This is a genomic window from Leptospira sanjuanensis (assembly GCF_022267375.1).
GTDB classification, from domain to species: Bacteria; Spirochaetota; Leptospiria; order Leptospirales; family Leptospiraceae; genus Leptospira; species Leptospira sanjuanensis.
The window spans coordinates 3318063-3335319 of sequence record NZ_JAIZBH010000001.1; the positions used below are offsets into that span (position 1 = coordinate 3318063).

At 45.4% G+C, this 17257-nt stretch carries 18 protein-coding genes; 5 read left to right on the forward strand and 13 right to left on the reverse strand.

Translation table 11 applies throughout. The features are described 5' to 3' along the window. Positions 1-2: 2 nt before the first annotated feature. The 4 genes from LFX17_RS14980 to LFX17_RS14995 are packed head-to-tail and all read right to left on the reverse strand — an operon-like array spanning position 3 to position 3740. Complete coding sequence (locus tag LFX17_RS14980; RefSeq protein WP_238730923.1) at positions 3-671, reverse strand: ATP-binding protein; 669 nt, start codon at positions 669-671, stop codon at positions 3-5. A 45-nt stretch (positions 672-716) separates the two neighbouring features. Then, positions 717-1178 (reverse strand): tRNA (cytidine(34)-2'-O)-methyltransferase, encoded by a 462-nt coding sequence (locus LFX17_RS14985; RefSeq protein ID WP_238747218.1) that lies wholly within the window; start codon positions 1176-1178, stop codon positions 717-719. 4 nt (positions 1179-1182) lie between these two features. Then, positions 1183-2334, reverse strand: coding sequence for a S1 RNA-binding domain-containing protein (locus LFX17_RS14990; RefSeq protein WP_238730925.1), 1152 nt, complete (start codon positions 2332-2334; stop codon positions 1183-1185). After that, complete coding sequence (locus LFX17_RS14995; protein ID WP_319941256.1) at positions 2331-3740, reverse strand: hypothetical protein; 1410 nt, start codon at positions 3738-3740, stop codon at positions 2331-2333. The genes LFX17_RS14990 and LFX17_RS14995 overlap by 4 nt, the downstream gene beginning before the upstream one ends. A gap of 2 nt (positions 3741-3742) precedes the next feature. Here LFX17_RS14995 and LFX17_RS15000 point away from each other — a divergent pair, with 2 nt between their 5' ends. Genes LFX17_RS15000 through LFX17_RS15010 form a run of 3 tightly spaced genes read left to right on the forward strand, consistent with a single transcriptional unit; the run spans position 3743 to position 6544 of the window. Beyond that, a complete protein-coding gene (locus LFX17_RS15000; protein WP_118955114.1) occupies positions 3743-4435 on the forward strand; it encodes a histidine kinase in 693 nt (230 codons plus the stop codon). After that, the gene (locus LFX17_RS15005) at positions 4436-5221 is read left to right on the forward strand and encodes a glycosyltransferase family 2 protein (protein ID WP_238747221.1); all 786 of its coding nucleotides are present in this window, start codon (positions 4436-4438) and stop codon (positions 5219-5221) included. Between the two features lie 60 nt (positions 5222-5281). Further along, a complete protein-coding gene (locus LFX17_RS15010; protein ID WP_238747222.1) occupies positions 5282-6544 on the forward strand; it encodes an MORN repeat-containing protein in 1263 nt (420 codons plus the stop codon). A 68-nt stretch (positions 6545-6612) separates the two neighbouring features. On the opposite strand, the gene LFX17_RS15015 is transcribed toward LFX17_RS15010, so the two are convergent. Continuing rightward, entirely contained in the window at positions 6613-7005 is a 393-nt protein-coding gene (locus tag LFX17_RS15015) for a hypothetical protein (RefSeq protein ID WP_118955203.1), read from the reverse strand. Positions 7006-7210: 205 nt separating this feature from the next. Here LFX17_RS15015 and aroE point away from each other — a divergent pair, with 205 nt between their 5' ends. Next, positions 7211-8083, forward strand: a complete 873-nt coding sequence (aroE, locus tag LFX17_RS15020) for a shikimate dehydrogenase (protein ID WP_238747223.1) — start codon at positions 7211-7213, stop codon at positions 8081-8083. Continuing rightward, positions 8080-9450: a folylpolyglutamate synthase/dihydrofolate synthase family protein gene (locus tag LFX17_RS15025; protein WP_238747224.1), complete on the forward strand. Its 1371-nt coding sequence runs from the start codon at positions 8080-8082 to the stop codon at positions 9448-9450. The genes aroE and LFX17_RS15025 overlap by 4 nt, the downstream gene beginning before the upstream one ends. Positions 9451-9455: 5 nt before the next feature. On the opposite strand, the gene LFX17_RS15030 is transcribed toward LFX17_RS15025, so the two are convergent. The 8 genes from LFX17_RS15030 to LFX17_RS15065 form a co-directional block, all read right to left on the reverse strand. Beyond that, complete coding sequence (locus LFX17_RS15030) at positions 9456-11039, reverse strand: PEGA domain-containing protein (RefSeq protein ID WP_238747225.1); 1584 nt, start codon at positions 11037-11039, stop codon at positions 9456-9458. After that, positions 11036-11788 (reverse strand): ABC transporter permease, encoded by a 753-nt coding sequence (locus LFX17_RS15035; RefSeq protein ID WP_238747226.1) that lies wholly within the window; start codon positions 11786-11788, stop codon positions 11036-11038. The genes LFX17_RS15030 and LFX17_RS15035 overlap by 4 nt, the downstream gene beginning before the upstream one ends. Beyond that, the gene (locus LFX17_RS15040) at positions 11788-12681 is read right to left on the reverse strand and encodes an ABC transporter permease subunit (RefSeq protein WP_238730933.1); all 894 of its coding nucleotides are present in this window, start codon (positions 12679-12681) and stop codon (positions 11788-11790) included. The genes LFX17_RS15035 and LFX17_RS15040 overlap by 1 nt, the downstream gene beginning before the upstream one ends. Positions 12682-12683: 2 nt before the next feature. Then, the gene (locus tag LFX17_RS15045) at positions 12684-13145 is read right to left on the reverse strand and encodes a PTS sugar transporter subunit IIA (protein WP_118955106.1); all 462 of its coding nucleotides are present in this window, start codon (positions 13143-13145) and stop codon (positions 12684-12686) included. Between the two features lie 86 nt (positions 13146-13231). Next, positions 13232-14131: a hypothetical protein gene (locus LFX17_RS15050; RefSeq protein ID WP_238730934.1), complete on the reverse strand. Its 900-nt coding sequence runs from the start codon at positions 14129-14131 to the stop codon at positions 13232-13234. Next, positions 14124-15284 carry an oxidoreductase gene (locus LFX17_RS15055; RefSeq protein WP_238730935.1) on the reverse strand — a complete coding sequence of 387 codons (1161 nt, stop codon included), beginning with the start codon at positions 15282-15284 and terminating at the stop codon, positions 14124-14126. Before LFX17_RS15055 ends, LFX17_RS15050 begins: the two co-directional genes overlap by 8 nt. A 6-nt stretch (positions 15285-15290) precedes the next feature. Continuing rightward, positions 15291-15572: a hypothetical protein gene (locus LFX17_RS15060; RefSeq protein ID WP_004459036.1), complete on the reverse strand. Its 282-nt coding sequence runs from the start codon at positions 15570-15572 to the stop codon at positions 15291-15293. A gap of 129 nt (positions 15573-15701) precedes the next feature. Beyond that, complete coding sequence (locus tag LFX17_RS15065; RefSeq protein ID WP_238730936.1) at positions 15702-17252, reverse strand: cellulose synthase family protein; 1551 nt, start codon at positions 17250-17252, stop codon at positions 15702-15704. Positions 17253-17257 lie beyond the last annotated feature (5 nt).

Genomic DNA, 17257 nt, shown 5'->3' on the forward strand with positions numbered 1-17257 from the left:
AACTACGAAAGTTTTTTCTTGGCGTTGAACTGAGCCTGTTTTCTATCTTCGAGAATTTCCAGATCGAGTTCGTCGAAGAGTTTCTGCATCACCATCATGCCGCGCATGAGAGTCGCGGTGGAGGAGAATTTTCCCCGTTCGATGTCCTGTTCCAGATTCAATTCTTTGAGGTTATTTATAATTTTGATGAAGAGCGTTTTATCCCGGTCGATGGAATATTCCACTTCGACCTCGGTTCCGTCCCCGTATTTTACCGCGTTTTCCACTGCTTCCAACGCGCCGATGCAAAGATCGATGACGATGTCCTCGGGAGTTCCCTGAGTTTTTAAAAAGAATTCGAGACGACTTCGGACGTATTGCATCGGCTGAAACGCGATCTTGCCGAGTAGAACATAACTGTCCTTAGACGGGAATTTTTTTCCCTGGATTTGATCGGGATGAATGTGAAATTCCTTCGCGTTGAACTTGCTGCGTTTCACGGTTCCCGAATCTACGAAACCTTCTAGGATTTCGGAGACGACCGAATTTTCGATATCGGGTTCGTCCTTGAATTTGCGGAGAGTTTCCATCCGAATCCACGCGAAAAAATCGTTCACGGAGCCGGTCAACCCCTGAGAAAGCATCGACTGAATCTGCTTTTCGATTTCTTCTCGAGAAAGATGGAAGCTCATACTTTATCCATTGGAGTGTGGAATTCTGAACGTGTAAATCCGTTTTTACCAGGAGCGGATTTGGCGCATCGCTTCGTACGAAATCACCGCGACTGAATTGCTCAGATTCAAACAACGGGAAGAATCTTCCATCGGAATTTTTAAGATCTTCTCCGCATTCCAAGAATTTTTCATTTCTGCGGGAACACCCGACGTTTCGTTTCCGAACAAAAAAGCGTCTCCGTCCTTGTAACGAACGTCCGTGTAAGAACGTCTACCGTGAATCGAAATCAGATACAGATCCGCATTGTCCGGAAGAACCGCTTTAAATTCTTCTAAAGAAGAATGAAGCGAAAGTTTCACCTTATCCCAGTAGTCGAGCCCAGCTCTGCGCGCGGCTTTTTCCGAAAGGTCGAACGCGGCTTGTCCGACGATATGAAGTTCCGCTCCCAAGGCCACACAAAGTCTCGCGATGTTTCCGGTGTTGGGAGGGATCTCGGGTCTGTAGAGTCCTATATGCAGAGGCATCGGATCATTTTTTCTTATTCTTTTCCAGTGACTTCTGAAGAATCGCTCCGAAGGAACTCGTCGATCCGCTCGTGTCCGAACTCAGATAACTGCTGTAGTCCATTCTCTCTTGAATCTCTTTCGCCTTTTGAATCGAAAGGGAAATCTGTTTTCTTTCGGGATTCACTTCCATTACAAAAACGTCAATTACGTCTCCGGGTTTAAAACTCTGATTGAGAGGAACGCGGTTCGGAATTCCGGTTTCTCTTCCCGGAACGAGTCCGTTGAAATGATCGTCTAACTTGACGAAGAGGCCGAACGGTTTTAAAGAATCGATCGTTCCTTTTACGATATCGCCTTCCTTAAACGGAACGGTCTGCGCCCAAGGGTCCTTTAGAAAATCCTTAACCGTTAATGCGAACTTCTGATTTTCCCAATCGATGCGGAGAACGCGCGCGCGGAGAGTCTGACCGACTTGAAATTCCTTTTCGAGTTCCGGATTTTTTTTGTAGGTCGCTTCGCTGATCGGAATCAGCGCACTCAGTCCGTCCATCTCGACGATCAAACCGAAGTTCTGAATCGTCTTGACCTTGCAGGTGACGAACATTCCTTCTTTGAGTTCTTGTTTGAGAACGCCGAGCTTCGCTTCTTTGGCTCGGTCCGAAATTTTCTTTTGGGAAACGATGAGTTTGCCTCTGGTTCCGATGTCTTGAATCAGGAACTTGAGTCTCTTGCCGACCAAGCCCGTTTTTTTAAACTCGGGATCGATCTGAGAAAAAGGGCAAAAGCCGGTAAATTCTCCGATCTTAACGTCCGCGCCGGATTCTCCCTCGCTGACGAATTGTCCAAGTACGGGAATCTCCGCTTTTTTAGCGATTTCTAATAGATCTTTGTTCAACGAATCTCCGCTCAGACAAGTCGTGAAGTGGATGTCGCCGTGATCCTCTTTCAAAAAGTAAGCTTCGATTTCTTCTCCGGGATTCGGAAGACCGGACTCGGCAAATTCTTCGGAAGAAATGATTCCTTGAAGTTTTCCTTCCTTGGCGGTTACGAAAACGAAATCCTTCTTAGCGGAGTTCACGACCGCGGTGACTTTCGTTCCCGCTTCCATCGCCTTTTTCTTTTTGAAGGAAGCGTCCAACATTTTTTCGAAGAGTTCTTTTTCGGATTCTTTCATTTATTTTTCCCTCTCTTTTTTTGACTGGAAGCCGGTTCCTTTCTTTCTGGCGGATATGAAATTTCTCCGGCGATTGTTCTGCGGAGGGATTTCAAATTCTTTAAATCGACGAGCGGATCTTCCGTAAAAATATTCATGAATGCGGGTTTGCCTTCGCGGATTTTTCCTTCGTGCGGAGCTTCGATAAAACCGCAAGTGGATTCGGTGGCGATACGGATCGTCTCTTCGTTGCCGATAACATCCGCAAGAATCCGCATCTCTTTCCATCCGCCGATTCCGGGATGAACGTGAAGGTAACCCGTGCCGGACGCGAGAAGCATTCCTTGACTTAGATTTTTTTGTCTGACTAAAAATGCAAGATAGGAATTGTATTCCTTTTCCGCAAGCGGCCGATCCTCTTCTTGTATGTGCGAAAGTTTACCGGCAAACTCGGGCTCGGGCGCGATGTTCTTTGCAAAGTAAGAACTCCATTCCTTCATCGCGTTCAGATCGGTTTCCCATTCGGGAGTTCCCGCGATCTTCTGATAATAATACACGGAGAACATCGGTCCCCAGTTCATGTTGCGAAAAACACCCGGAGAAATTCTTCCCGCGATCGTATCGGGAACGGGATGATACAAGGTCGGAATTCCGGCGTTGATTCCTTCGAGAATACTGTATTCGTCGCCAAAGGCGGATAACGCTAGTTTGATGTTCTCCGCGTCCGCTGCTTTTTTAAGCTGATATAAAAACGGACCGTCGAACGAAAACGTTTCCCCTTCCTGATAACGCGAAAACAAATGAACGGGAGAAGCGGGTCTTTTTTTGATTCTCGCGACCGCGTCTTGCGAAGAACGAATCACATTGTAACCCGGCAAGTTTCCTAAATGTTTCGTTTCCGCGCTTTCTGCGATCCAAGGCGCTTCCGTCTTTTTAACCCAGGGAGAATTCTTTCCGGATTTTTCCGCCTCCTTCAAAAGGGTCGCGACCCATGCGGGATCTCCCACGGAAAGAATTCCCGTGAACCCGTGCGCCAGCAGCGATTGCAAAGAAAGATAAACTCCCGCTCGATCTTTTTGACCGCCGAGCGAATCCGTGGACAACGTGACGTTCGCATCACAAAAACCGGGCAACACATACGAAACTTTTCCGGAGAAAGAATTTATTTTTTTGATCGATGTTACTTTGCCGTTTTCGATTCGAATTTCCGAAGGATCGGAATATTCTTTTTTACCGGGAAGAAGATAACGCACCGCGTTTAAGGTGATCGATTCGGAGCTCGCCGATTCGGTTATGAACAATAACGTGATGAAAAAAACAATCGGCTTAAAAAGAACGCCGATACAATCGAATTCGGAAAGATGCTTCTTTTTTCCCTTTCTAAAAATGACTCTCTTGACAAACAAAACAGATTCCGGAATGTTCATGGATGATGGGGCAGGAAATCCGAGATATATCAGACAATATCCGGCTAACAATTGAGAACGGAAAAATCCTGTCTCTGAAAACCCACAGGATGACTCATTCTGTCGAAGAGCATATCCAAGAGGCAGTCGGACTGATTCTGGATAAGGTGACTCATCCTACTCTGGTTCCTACGGTTTATACTATAATAAAAGAGTTGGCGATCAACGCCTGCAAAGCAAACCAAAAAAGGATTTTTTTCGAAGAAAAAGGTCTGGATCTAAACAACGCTTCCGATTACGAAAAAGGAGTTCGAGAATATAAGAGTATTTTCAGCGAAGCGATGTCCGAACGTTACGGACAAAAAGCGAAGAAGGAAGGATATTATTGCCTGATCAGTTTTCATTATTCCTTCGACGGAATTCGGATCGAAGTCGTAAACAATGCGCCGGTCACGCAGCAGGAAGAAAAATCGCTGCGCGAAAAATTGGAAAAGGGAATGCGTTACAACGACATCGCACAGTTTTATTTGGACAATGCGGACAATACCGAAGGCGCCGGAATCGGATTGGCGCTGATCTTAATCATGCTCAAGGGAGAAGGAATCGATCCTTCGTATTTTAGAATCATCATTCGCGAAGACGTCACGATCGCGCGATTGGAAATCCCGCTGACTCCCGATTTTCAGAGCATACGGAAACTCGATCATAAGAATTAAATGCGACAACTTCCCCTTTCCGTTTGTATCATAACACTCAACGAAGAAGACAATTTAGAGCGTTGTCTAAAACCTCTTGATTTCGTTTCGGAAATCATCGTTGTCGATTCCGGTTCCAAAGACAAAACCGTAGAGATCGCCAAAAAGTATAAGGCAAAAGTCCACAAAAAGAAATTCGACGATTACGTATCGCAAAAGAACTTCGCGTTATCCTTGGTCAAAAACGAATGGGTTTTAACGCTCGACGCGGACGAGGAAGTTTCACCCGATCTCAAGGTAGAAATTCTTAGTTTATTCGCGAACGGCCTTCCGAGCGGGGACGGTTATTCGACTCCCCGATTGACTTGGTATTTGGGAAAATGGATTCGTCACGGCGGATGGTATCCGAATCGACGCATCCGCTTGTTTCAAAAATCCAAGGGCAAATTCGGAGGCGGTCTCGTGCACGAGACCGTTCAAGTTTCCGGAATATGCAAAAAACTGAATTCTCCCGTATATCATTATTCGTATAGGAATATCGGGGATCATATCCGTTATATCAATTCGTATTCCGAGTTAGGCGCCCAGGAAAAATTCCGCGCGGGGAAAACGAGCGGCCTGTTTCACGCCTTTATGGAAGGGTTTTACAAGGCGTTCTGGATGTATGTGATCCGGTTCGGATTTTTGGACGGAAAGCAGGGTTTCGTTCTGGCGCTCTTCGGATTCTATTATAATTTCTTAAAGTATATCAAGTTGTACGAGTTGAGTCTGAAAAATGAAAAACGCCTCGACTCAACCAAAAATTAAACTCGGCAACGATCAGGCGAAAACAATCTTCAAATCAAAACCGCAATTCAGGACAAACCGATGTATTCGAAATCAATCGCAACGACGTTAATCGCTCTTATAATGACGTCCCTTCCCTTGTTTTCCCAAAACGAAGAAAAGTGCGTTTCGGGGGATTGTAAAAACGGCAAAGGAGTCTTAATCGATAAGGAAGGCGACAAGATCAAAGGTTCGTTTGTAAACGGGAAGCTTGAAGGCTTCGGTGAGATCGAGTTTAAAAACGGCGCAAAATTTTTCGGAGTTTTTAAGAACGGCGAAAAAAACGGAAAAGGAAAGTTAATTCTTCCGGAAGATAAAATCGAATACGATGGGGAATGGATCGCAAACGGAGTTTGTATCACCGGCGATTGCCTCAACGGCTCGGGCACGTTGAGAAAATTCTATCCGAACCTGAACGAAACCTGCGACTTTTCAGGAACCTTTTTATCCGGTAAAATCAACGGGAAGGGAAAATACCTCTGCACGGACAAGGAAGCCTATGATGGAGATATGAAGGATTCCAAACCGCACGGAACCGGGATTATATCTTATTCGGACGGTAAAAAATACGAAGGAGAATTTCAAAATTCCGAATATGAAGGAAAGGGAATATTTACTTGGAAAGCGGAAGATACGGAATGCGTTTTTCACGGCACCTTCAAGAAGAACAAAAGGTACGGCAAGGGTTTTTATACCTGTAAGGACGGAGAAAAATTCGAAGGTCTGTATGCGGACGATTTGCCTAACGGAAAAGGAAAACTCACCGATCCGGACGGAAGCAAATACGAAGGAGATTTTAAAGACGGGCGTCCTCACGGAAAAGGTACACGTTATGATTCTTCGGGAACCGTCACGGAAACCGGAATATTCAAAAATGGTTATAGACATTTCAAAGTCCCTACGTTCGATTTCATAGAGAAAACATGGGCCAAGCCGGAAAAATGGTTCGGAGGAAGTTTAGAAAAGACTCAAGTGCTCTTTATGGAATATCTTGCAAATCCCGATCTCTCCACGTTTCAAATCGCGGACGAAGGTCCAGAACTTTCCGATCTAAATCCAAATAAGACGTACGTTGAAGCGCGCGTAAGCGGGTTTTACGGAACGATCATCCTTTGCATCGATAAAAAATACGAATCGGCAATGGACAAGTTTCTTACAAAACCTTTGGTGATCATCGAGTTTGACGGAAGAATCGTGGGCTATTATGATGATTCGGACAAGCTACTGAATAAAAAATTGATCGTGGACGTTGAAAACGTCTCAAGAATGGGATATCTTGAAATTCCGGTGAAGAAGAAAGACTGATATGATTCCGCGTTAAACGCGACTCGATCTAATTTCCAAAGAGAAGGGATAAACGACCGTAATCGAATTTAATCCCTTCTTTCCTTGTTATGGTTGATGCGGTTCATGATGTAAAGAGCGAGAAGACCGCCCAATAAAACCGCGAGCAAGTTTACGTTGGAGATTTGGTAGATACCGAATTTCGGGGAAATCAGCCACAGAACGATGGAACGAATGAAGTCTTGAAGTAAGGAAAGAATAATCAGAGATCCTAGTAACGCGACGATGAGCGCTCCCCAAAAACCGCCGAGCAGATCCTTGCGTTTGTAGTAGTAATAATACCAGGAAAGTGCGCCCGAAATTCCAACGACAAAAAGAACATCCAGAATCGTGGTCCACCACGGTGAGCCTGAAAAAGAAGCAAGCGGCGTCAAAAAGAGTTGTGCGCTCAATCCGTGTAAAAAAGAATCAGGTAAATTCAGTAGGCTCATTCCAATACAGCATTTTCGGGAATTGTCTTTTAGTCGACTCATTTTACGACTCGTTCTAAAACTTGCTTCTTTTGGAGCAAAAAAGTCTAAAGCTCCGAGCCGACCCGCTCTCTTTTATAAGAAACGAATCGAAGAGATAAAAGTTTCCGAGACCTCAAACGGAAAAAGCGCAACTCCAAAAAAGAGAAAACCAAGTTTGAACCAGAAAACAAATCAGCACACTAAGACTTTTGGTATAGTCGGATTTCCGCTTTCACACTCACTTTCACCGCTCATTCACAATTCAATTTATAGGGACAGGGGGATCGATGCTTCCTATCTCGTTTTTGAAACGCCCGAACTGAATTCGCAAACGATCCGAAACTTTAGGGATTCCGGAGTTCTCGGGCTGTCCGTTACCATTCCCCACAAGGAAAAAGCCTTCGCTCTCGCGGACAAAGCCGACGACGCTTCGGCGATCATGAAAGCCTCGAATACGCTTCTCATCGGACCGGACTCGATTAACGCGTATAATACGGACGGAGAAGGCGCGTATCGATCCATTTTAGAATGGGCGCCGGAATCCATACGGAAAGGAAAAACCGTCATACTTGGAAGCGGCGGAAGCGCGCGCGGAATCGCATACAGCCTCGCGGCTTCCGGAAAAATCAGCGACTTGATTCTCTGTTCGAGAAACGAAACGACCGGAAACGAAATCTGTGCGTTGATCGCGGAACACACAAACGTAAAAACCGAATACGTCTCGCCCGACGCGATATTAAACCGAAGCGAGGAAATCTCGTTAGTCGTTCATACTACCCCGCTCGGAATGAAAGGACAATCGCCCGGTCCTTTTTTACCCGGAGAATTTTTCACATCTTCCATGACTCTTTTTGACATCGTCTATAATCCGCTCGAAACGCCGCTCGTAACGACCGCAAAAAAAAACGGAGCTAAGATTATTCCCGGCTCCGAAATGTTATTGTATCAAGCGATGAAGCAGTTCGAACTTTTTACGGGAATATCACCTAACGCGGAAGATGTGATTAAAACGAGAGAACGTTTGTCTCACGCACTCGCAAATCGATGAACTCAACGTCGCATTCCGGTTTTTTCGAATTCATCGAAGGACTTTCCAACTTGGAAAAGACGAGAAATTTCAACGTTTTTACCGGTTATTCCCTCGAGCCCTTCGCAAACGTTCTTTCAAAATACGGTTTCGATCGAAGAAACGCTTCCACCCTTTGCAGAATTTCCGTAGTGGGAACGAACGCCAAAGGTTCGATCACGCATTTTTTGGGAGAATTTTTCAGGCTTTCCGGATTCAAAACGGGACTCTATACTTCTCCGCATCTTATCTCTCCCTTGGAAAGAATCCGAATCGGATCGCAAAACGAAAACTTCCGCGAAGTCGAAGAGCGGGAACTCGACAAAATGTTAAGCGAATGGAAAACCGAAGGCGCCGAATCCGATCTAAAAACCTTTTCCTTTTTTGAACTCTTTACCCTTGCCTCCTTTTTCTTTTTCGAAAAAGAATCAGTCGAAATTCAAATTTACGAAGCGGGACTCGGAGGAAGACTCGACGCGACCAAACTCTGCAACCCGGATGTCGTAGTTTTGGGAAGCATCGGATTCGATCATAAAGAAATTTTAGGAAACACAAAACTACAAATCCTACAGGAGAAGCTCGGGATCTGCGGCTCCGATACGAAATCGCTTTTTGCGATCGAACCAAAAGAACCGGAACTTGACGAAAAAATCCGGGAGTTCTGTTCGCAAAACGGGATCGAATGTTTTATTTTTTCGCAGACCCCGGTCGAAGGGGACTATCTTTCCCGAAACAAAAACTTCAGTTATCAAGTATTTCAGAATATTCTAAACTTAGAATTATTTAGGGAAATAGACGAAGGGAACAAATACGAAATCGATCTCGCAAACAAGCGTAAAACGGAACTGGAATTTCACCCCGACTTTCCGATCAAACTCGAAAACAGATTTATAAAACGTCCGTTTTCTTATTACGAAGGTCGAATATCGTTTCCACCCGGAAGATTGGCCGTTCTTCGAGATTCCCCTCTACTCGTGTTTGATCCGGCTCATAACCCTGACGCGTTTTTCGAAACATTACGAAGTCTGAAAGCCGCCTATCCGAAATCGCGATTTCAAGTGCTCGCGGGAATCTTAAAGGACAAAGACGGAAACGGAATCGTGGAAATTCTCCGAACGGCAAAAGCCCAATCCGACATTACGGACTTTCGGATTCTCGCAGAAGCCGAATTTTCTATTCCAGCGAATTGTTTGCCCGAAGAGACGTTGAATCGATCGCAGTTTCAAGAAAGAATTCTTTCCGCTACTCGGACGCAGGAACCGATTTTGATTTTGGGAAGTTTTCGATTGTTTCCGATCGTGAAAGAACTGCTCGATAAAAACAAAACGGATCGAGAAGGAAAAGGCTGATTCTTTTAAAAGCGAAAATTGAACTTCGCGTAAGAATCGATCTCGATGATCTGTCCCGGGATCGCATACGGATTGTTGACCCGTTTCGGGGCGACGCCCACGTCCAAGGTTTCCTCGTCCAAACCGAGCCAATAAAACGTTGCGGCGAAAATCAACATCGCTGCCATTCCGTAAACCATCACTCCGCCCGTCAGGCCTTCGTGTCTTCCGAAGTTACCGGCCAACTTTTGATATTTACCCGCGTCATGATTCGTTTCACGGATGATCCTTTCCTGATACAAATACATTCCGATAAACGCGTCCTGCGAAACAACGTTAGCCGATAAGTACAACGAAGTCAAACTGACTTGAGAACGCGCGCGATCATAAAGATCGTTGGCCTTTAGGTTGAAGTAATAATAACCCGCGTAAAACAAAAGCGTCCCGTATAAGGAATAGATCGAGAAATCGTTGTATGAATGATCTAAAAACACGTTTTGTTTATTTTTGTAATAGGAGACGCTGTCGCCTTGTCTCAAATTCAGATCGAGTTTTAACTCTTCGTCCTTTTTCACCTCGACGCCTTTTAGTAAATCGACATGTCCTTCCATGGACAAACGAAGTCGGTTGAATCCCGTTTTGACTCGGACATTCTGCAACGGAGTTTTTCCTAAAAACTCGGAGCCGAGATATACGTTTGCTCCTTCCGGATTCGAAGTCACGGAAATCAAACCTTCTCTCGGAGTTTTGGAAAGAATCATTTCGAAACTTCCTCCCTCCTGAACGGAAACTCGTTGCTCGCGACTTTGAAACCCGTCCATGTAATACTTGATGACGTGGTTACCCGGAAGAAGGTCCGATTTTTGAAGCGGAGTTTTACCGAGAAATTGTCCGTCCAAAAAAACCAAAACTCCGTCCATGGTTCCCGATTTAAAGGAGAATGAAACCGTATTCTTTCCGATAAGTTCCTTTTTGATCTCGCCGATTAAACCGTCCAACTCTTGATAAGAGCGTCTAACGCTAGTTTTGACTCTGAATTCTTTTCGGGAAGCGTCCTTCGAAGATCTCAGGATGAGTTTGAGTTCCATCTGCGAATCGCTCTTCTTCTCGTAGGTTCCCGCAAGATGGTAAAAACATCCCTGCTTCTTTCCCGATAAAAAGAGCGTGCTGTCTTCGGGAGGAACTTCGTCTTGAACGTATTCCGTTTTTAACGTCAGAAAGCGCGGATCTTTTTCGGGAGAGGTTTCCTTTGCGTTCTTGACCTGTTCCAGGATATCCCCGTCCCATTCTCCCTTCTTCAACTTCTCTCTTCCGGTCGGTTTTCCGAATCCGTGTTGAGCGCTGGTCGGAATTACGTCCGGATCGAAAATCTGAAACAGATTCTTTAAGCCGGAATACAGAACACCGCCGTATCCTTTGCTGAGATAGTCGATGTTCGCGTCCGCGTTCTGATTTTTGAGCGGGAAAACGCAGAGTTTCCGTTCGGTTTCGAACGTGATTCTTTCCCTCATACCGGCTTCGGGAAAACGATAATAATCGTCGATCCCTTGCGCGGAAATTCCCATACTCAAAATCGCTAATATTAGAATAAATGCAAATACTCGAATCATCTCTTTTCCACGTTCAATGCGGTGACCAAACCTACGATCCCCAAAATAGGCATCACCAATGCCAACGGAGCCGAATACGCGTAATCTCTCGCAAAGGAAATCTGTTCGCCCAAACCGGGTCCGAACCAATCGGAACCGGCGCTCACACCCAAATAACTAAAAAGCGCCAGCGTCATTACAACTCCGGGTAACCCTGTCGTAAACAGAACTTTCAACACGGGTAAGGAAGCCGGAAAAATATGGTTTCGAAACACGTTGGCCCTCGACGCGCCGAAATATGCCGAGGCCAAAACGAATCCGCTTCCGTCCGTCTCTCGAATTTTACTCTGCAAGGTTTCGTATGAAAACGCCCAATCCCCTAACAGGATCGCTACGACCAAAACGGACGGTCCGTTGCCGAGCGCGTGCACGGTCAACAACGCGATGAGCAAGGAAGGAACGGAAACGAACACGGAAGAGATCGGAGTAAAAAACAATCTTCCCGTAAACGGAAGAGAATATTGGAACAGACAAACCAGCGAAGTAAAGGCCAGCGTCAATACGCGGGACGGAAGGGAAAACAATAATGTGGCGACGGTTCCGTATGCGAATAGGCCGTAAACGTCTCTTCCCAAACGATCACAACCGAAAGGATGATTCCAAGTAACCGAACAAAAACTATCTTCCAGAAAAACTTCCGTAGGCGGGTTTTTCCAAAGCACGCCCACAATCGCCGACGCCGCAAAAAGAATCCGTAAAACGTTGCCCATCAAGAAAGGCCCTCCTTTCCGGTAAGATTTTCCTGAAACCGTAAAGAGATTCTGCTGAACAGATAGAACGTAAGGCCGCTGTAAAACAAAAGCGCGCTCAACAATTCGGCGTCCATCGTCTGAATCGCGTAATACATGGACTTGCCGATTCCGGGGAAAAAGAAAATCTCCTCCACGATCATCGCTCCGGAAAGAAGCGAACTGAAATCGAGCAGAATCAAAACCGCGAGCAAAGGAAGAATCTTCAACAATACATGATTCCATAATATTCTATTTTTAGAATATCCTCGCGCGCGAAGAACCTTGGCATACGGAGATTTTAATTCGATTTCGGCGAGACTAAGGGCAAACTGATAGATTCTCGCCCAAACCCTCGAACCCAAAGCGATTCCGGGAAGAATCACATACGTCGTATTTCCGTTTTCGTAACCGCCCGGCGGAAACCATTCCAACTGAACGAAAAAGACCAAAAGCAAAATCACCGCTACCACGAATACGGGCGTGGACAGGATCAAGTTGCTCAGAAACAGAAACGCCCTTCTCGAAACGCTTTCCTCGTTTTTGGAAACGACCAACGCGATCGCGATCGCCAAAAAACTTCCCCAGCCTACGGAAAAGACCGCAAGGTGCAGGGTCGGAAGGACTCTGGAGGAAATATGTTTCCACACCGATTCTCCCGAAGCGGTCTTGCCGGGTTGAAAAGTTAGAATTCCTTTCACAAAGGAAAGAACCTGAGACGGAAAGGTTTTTCGTTCCAGAAAGGATTCTTCCTTGGAAACGGAGGAATCGGCGTAGAGATATTCCTTATTGATGGAACGCAGATGTCCGAAAAGGACGGAGAAAAAAATTAATGCGACAAGAAATAGAAAGAACCTGGAGATTTCCCCCTGCACGATTAAACGTTCCGAGAAAAAGCTTTTTGGATTTCCTCGAAGGATCCGGAACGAATCAATTTTTCTCTGTCTTCTTTTACGTTTAACGCCTTTGCGATTTGTGCGAGGGTTTTGATATGTTCTTGAAACTTGGTTTTAGGAACGATGAGAAGAATGAAGATGTGAACCGGTTGATGATCGATGGAATCGAAATCGATTCCCTGCGGATTGAGTCCCATCACACACTTGAGTTCGTCGACGAGATTGACCGAACAATGAGGAATCGCAACGCCGCTTCCGATCCCGGTCGACATGGACTTCTCGCGTGCGAGAAGGGATTCCAAAATCTCTTCCTTATTTTCGGAATCGATCTGATGCGTATCGACCGCTTTCTGAAGAAGTTTGGAAATAACTTCTTCCTTGGTTCCGGATTCAAGATTGAATATGACGGTTTCGGGATGGAGAAGAGTCAATAGTTGATTCATACGAGAGCCCCTGACTCCGTTCGGATTTCTTTTTTTTGTCCGCGTTTGTTACGATACGAGATCATCATTCTAACCACAAATTCGAATTACTCTAATTGCCCGAAATTATCGACTCTGCTTCCCAGAAATATACGAATCAAACTGGCTTCAATGAAAAAATAGAAAACGGAAAAGCTGAAAAGCGGCAGATAAAAGCCGACTAAGACTTGGATGACATAAAAAAGAATTCCCGTCGCCAAAACCCCGATCAAAGAATATACCCAAGCGGTGTGTAAATTTCTTCCCGGAGCTGCGAACAGAATCGAAAACGAAACCCAAGTCGACAAAAGCACGGAAGAATATTCCTGCGCAAGACTTCCCGTTCCTAAAATCAATCCGACTCCGAAAATCAACGGAATCAGAAAGGCCTGCGGTCTTTTTAAAAACACGGGAATTAAAAAAAGAATCGAAAACGTTCCCATCGTTTCCAGAGAAGAAAACCTCCAAGGAGAATATCCTTCCTGCGAAAAGGAAAGAACGCTGTAAAGATCGGAGATGGATTCGTCCCGAAACGACAAACTCGGTTTTCCCGCAAGTCCGCTAAAAAGATCGATCGCCGGCAAGAAAAGATACAAAACCAAAAAAAGCAAAAGTTGAATGAGAGAAAGAGGAACTTGAATCCGCAGACGATTTTCCAACGGAGAATATAAAAAGACTCCCGCGATTCCGGCAAGAATTCCCCAGATCACGGTTCCCGGATGAATCGGCAATAGAAGAACGAAAATTCCAGTATGAACGATCCACTTCAAAGGATAAACAGGTCGTTTAACAATCGTAAATTGATAAACGAAACAAGTCGCAAAAACGATCGCATAACAAATCCATAATGGAACCGTTCCGAATAAAACGATTCCCGCAAGGGACAGGATTCCGACGAGGAGATCCGGGAAAAAAGGATCGGACTTACGGAAAAAACCGGTTTTGGTCACGAGGAGATAATCAGACATTCTGTGTTTCCCTCTTTCCGTTTTTTGCGTCTCGAATCTTATCGCGAAGAGAAATTCCCGAAGGGCAAAGAAACGTGCAGATCCCGCATGAAATACAGGCGTTCGAAAAGAATTGTCCCTGACCGGTCACGAGGGAAATCGGATTGCATTCGAGCGGACAATTGTAAGTACATTCTCCGCATTCGGTGCAGGGAAGTTCCTTCTGATTGCGGATCTTTCCGGCTACGAAAATGATGGAATGTTGTTTGTAGATATCGAGAAAATATTCCTCGGAAGAAGAATGGAATTCTCCTCCGTCGAAAAAGGAATTAAACGTAAAGTTCGGATATTCCTTCTTCTTTTCGAGAAGCAGAAAGCTGAGGCTTTGTCCGTCCCGAAACTTGATCGGAGATTCTTCCTTTTTGAGTCCTCCGTTTTTTCCCACGTAATAGATGCTGATATGTCTTTCGATAAAGGGAATCTTTTTGAACAAGGCGCGGTAGAGATGATAGAGCGTTTCCGGTCCGAGATAAAGAATATTCTCTTTTTGGAATGTCTTTTCCGAGAGCGCTTTTTTTACGAAATACTGGGGAAATCCCGCGGGATATTCGTATTTGCGGAACGGAACCGGAGAAAGGATATAATCCTTCACGTTCGCGCCCGGAAACCAAACCTTCAAGTATTCTAAAAACTGAATATGCAATTCTTTGCATTCTTCGGCGAGGATCTTTCGAAAATCGACGGACTGCGTTTTTGTGTAAGGCGAGAGAACGATCAGGGAGCTGCGGAACGTTTGAAACAGAGTCGACAACTTCGTATCGGCGAAATCGAGCGATACAAGTCCGAGTTCGTCCATTCTTTCAAGAGCCTGTTCGAGTTTCAGCGCCGTATCGATCTGCGTTTCGCCCGATAACTGAAAACTTCCGTCCTGAACGATCCGAATTTTAGTCGAATGTTCTCCTTGGATCAAACTCGCGATCCCGTCGACGGGAGATAAAAGTGTTCCGACGGATTGCCTGAGAAGCGGCTCGCCTGCGCGTACGCGCGTGGGGAATTCTTTTAGATATAAGGCTCCCGGTTCGGGAAATAATGTAAAAGGTTCTTCCAGGACGGTCTTACGGGAAAACTTACCGTGGACCAATCCTGGCTTGAGAGTAAAAGCGGAGGGCTTCAAAACTCTTTAGGTGAGAGTTTTCACCATGTAGATTTCGTCTTTGATTGGGAGTTCTTTCTTAAGATTTTTGATATAAGGAAGAATTTCACCCATCGGCTCATAGAATTCACAGTTTACTTGCATACGGCGAGCAACGGTGAAATATTTATAGAGCTTCTCTTCTCCGGATCTTTTGGACCATTTTTTCTTGGTACATTTTACGCGGAGAATGTATTTATCTGCCTCGGATTCATACTGTCTTACGGTCACGCAGTGCAGGCAATTAGCGCAGTAAACTTTCTCACTCATCGGGGTTCCTATAAAAGTAGCGGTATTTTGTCAATTTTTCAGAAAAAAGTGCGGAGTCAAGCAGAAGCCTCCTCGTCTTTGTCCGCAGGATAGGAGATTCTCTCTTACCCCGCTAGTTAGACGGTCGGCTTAGGCTTGAGCGGGAAGTTCTTCCGTGGACTCTTGTTTGGAAGCCCCGAGTTTCCAGAGGGCTTCTTTGAGAGATAAATATCCTACGTAGAAGAATCCGATCGCGTAGATTGCCAAGAATCCGACGATTTGCGGTTTTCCAAGAACGAAGGAAAGAACCACGGTTCCGAGGCAATAGATTCCCATCAGGAACTCAAGAACCACGTGGAAATCCAAAGGAACGGTATATTTCAATCTTTCTTTCAGAACATCCGTGCTCTTTTCAATTTTGAGTTTCGGAGTGCGTTTGAAAGAAGACTGGATTCCGAGAATTGCTTCGAGCCATGCTCTCGTGTTTACGATTGCGATTCCGGTTCCGATCATGATCAGAATCGGGAGATACACCATTCTTCTTTTCCAATCTTTATGGAGAGTTTTCTGGGAATATGCGTAGAAAATCATCGGTCCGACGGAGCCTACGGAAAGAATCGCCGCGGTTCCCATCAGGATTTCGATCGGAAGATCGTAAAAGCTAAATCCGGACCAGTAGTCCATCAAAAGCAACGGAGCGCTGAACAGGATGTTGATCACCATCAAAGGGTGAACGGAATAATTGATTAGGTGAACGATTGCCTCGGATTTGATTCTCCAAGGAAGATCCGCACGGAGAATTCTAGGAAGAAGTTTCACCGCCGTTTGGATGGAACCCTTGCACCAGCGGAATTGTTGCGACTTGTAAGCGGAGATCATCGCAGGGATTTCCGCCTTGCAAACGATATCCTTAAAATAACGGAACTTCCATCCTCTCATTTCGGCGCGATAAGAAAGATCGAAGTCTTCGGTAAGAGTATCGTGCTCCCATCCGCCGGAATCGATGATACATTCTTTTTTCCAAATTCCCGCGGTTCCGTTGAAATTCATCCAAAGGTGAGAACCGTTTCTTGCCACCTGCTCGATCATAAAGTGACCGTCGATCCCGAAGGATTGCGCCTTGGTAAGAACGTTGTATTCGGCGTTTACATGTCCCCAACGAACCTGAACCATCCCGATTTGCGGATCTTCGAAATAAGGAACGGTTTTGATTAAGAAGTCCGGATCGGGCATGAAGTCCGCGTCGAAGATGGCGATGTACTGACCGCGAGCCACTTTCATTCCGGCTTCGAGGGCGCCCGCTTTGTATCCTGTGCGTTCCGCTCCGGATCTGTGGAGATGATGAATGTCGAATCCGAGCGATTTATAGTGAGCGATGAGTTTTCTGGACTTTTCGACCGTCTCGTCCGTGGAATCATCTAAGAGCTGGATTTCGAGCTTATCTTTAGGATATTTGAGTGCGACTGTGGTTTCGAGGAGACGATCCACAACATAGAATTCGTTGAAAATAGGAAGCTGAACGGTTACTACCGGAAGATTCGGGTCGTTTACGTCGAGAATCTTGTCTGGATCGGATTCGCAATATGCATGATTCTTTTTATAGAGATATACCATTACGTAGGTATGAATCCCGAAAAAAAAGAGAGCGACGATGTCGATCCCATAGATGGCTAGAAACAGTACAGTTACGACGGTCAGCATAATGC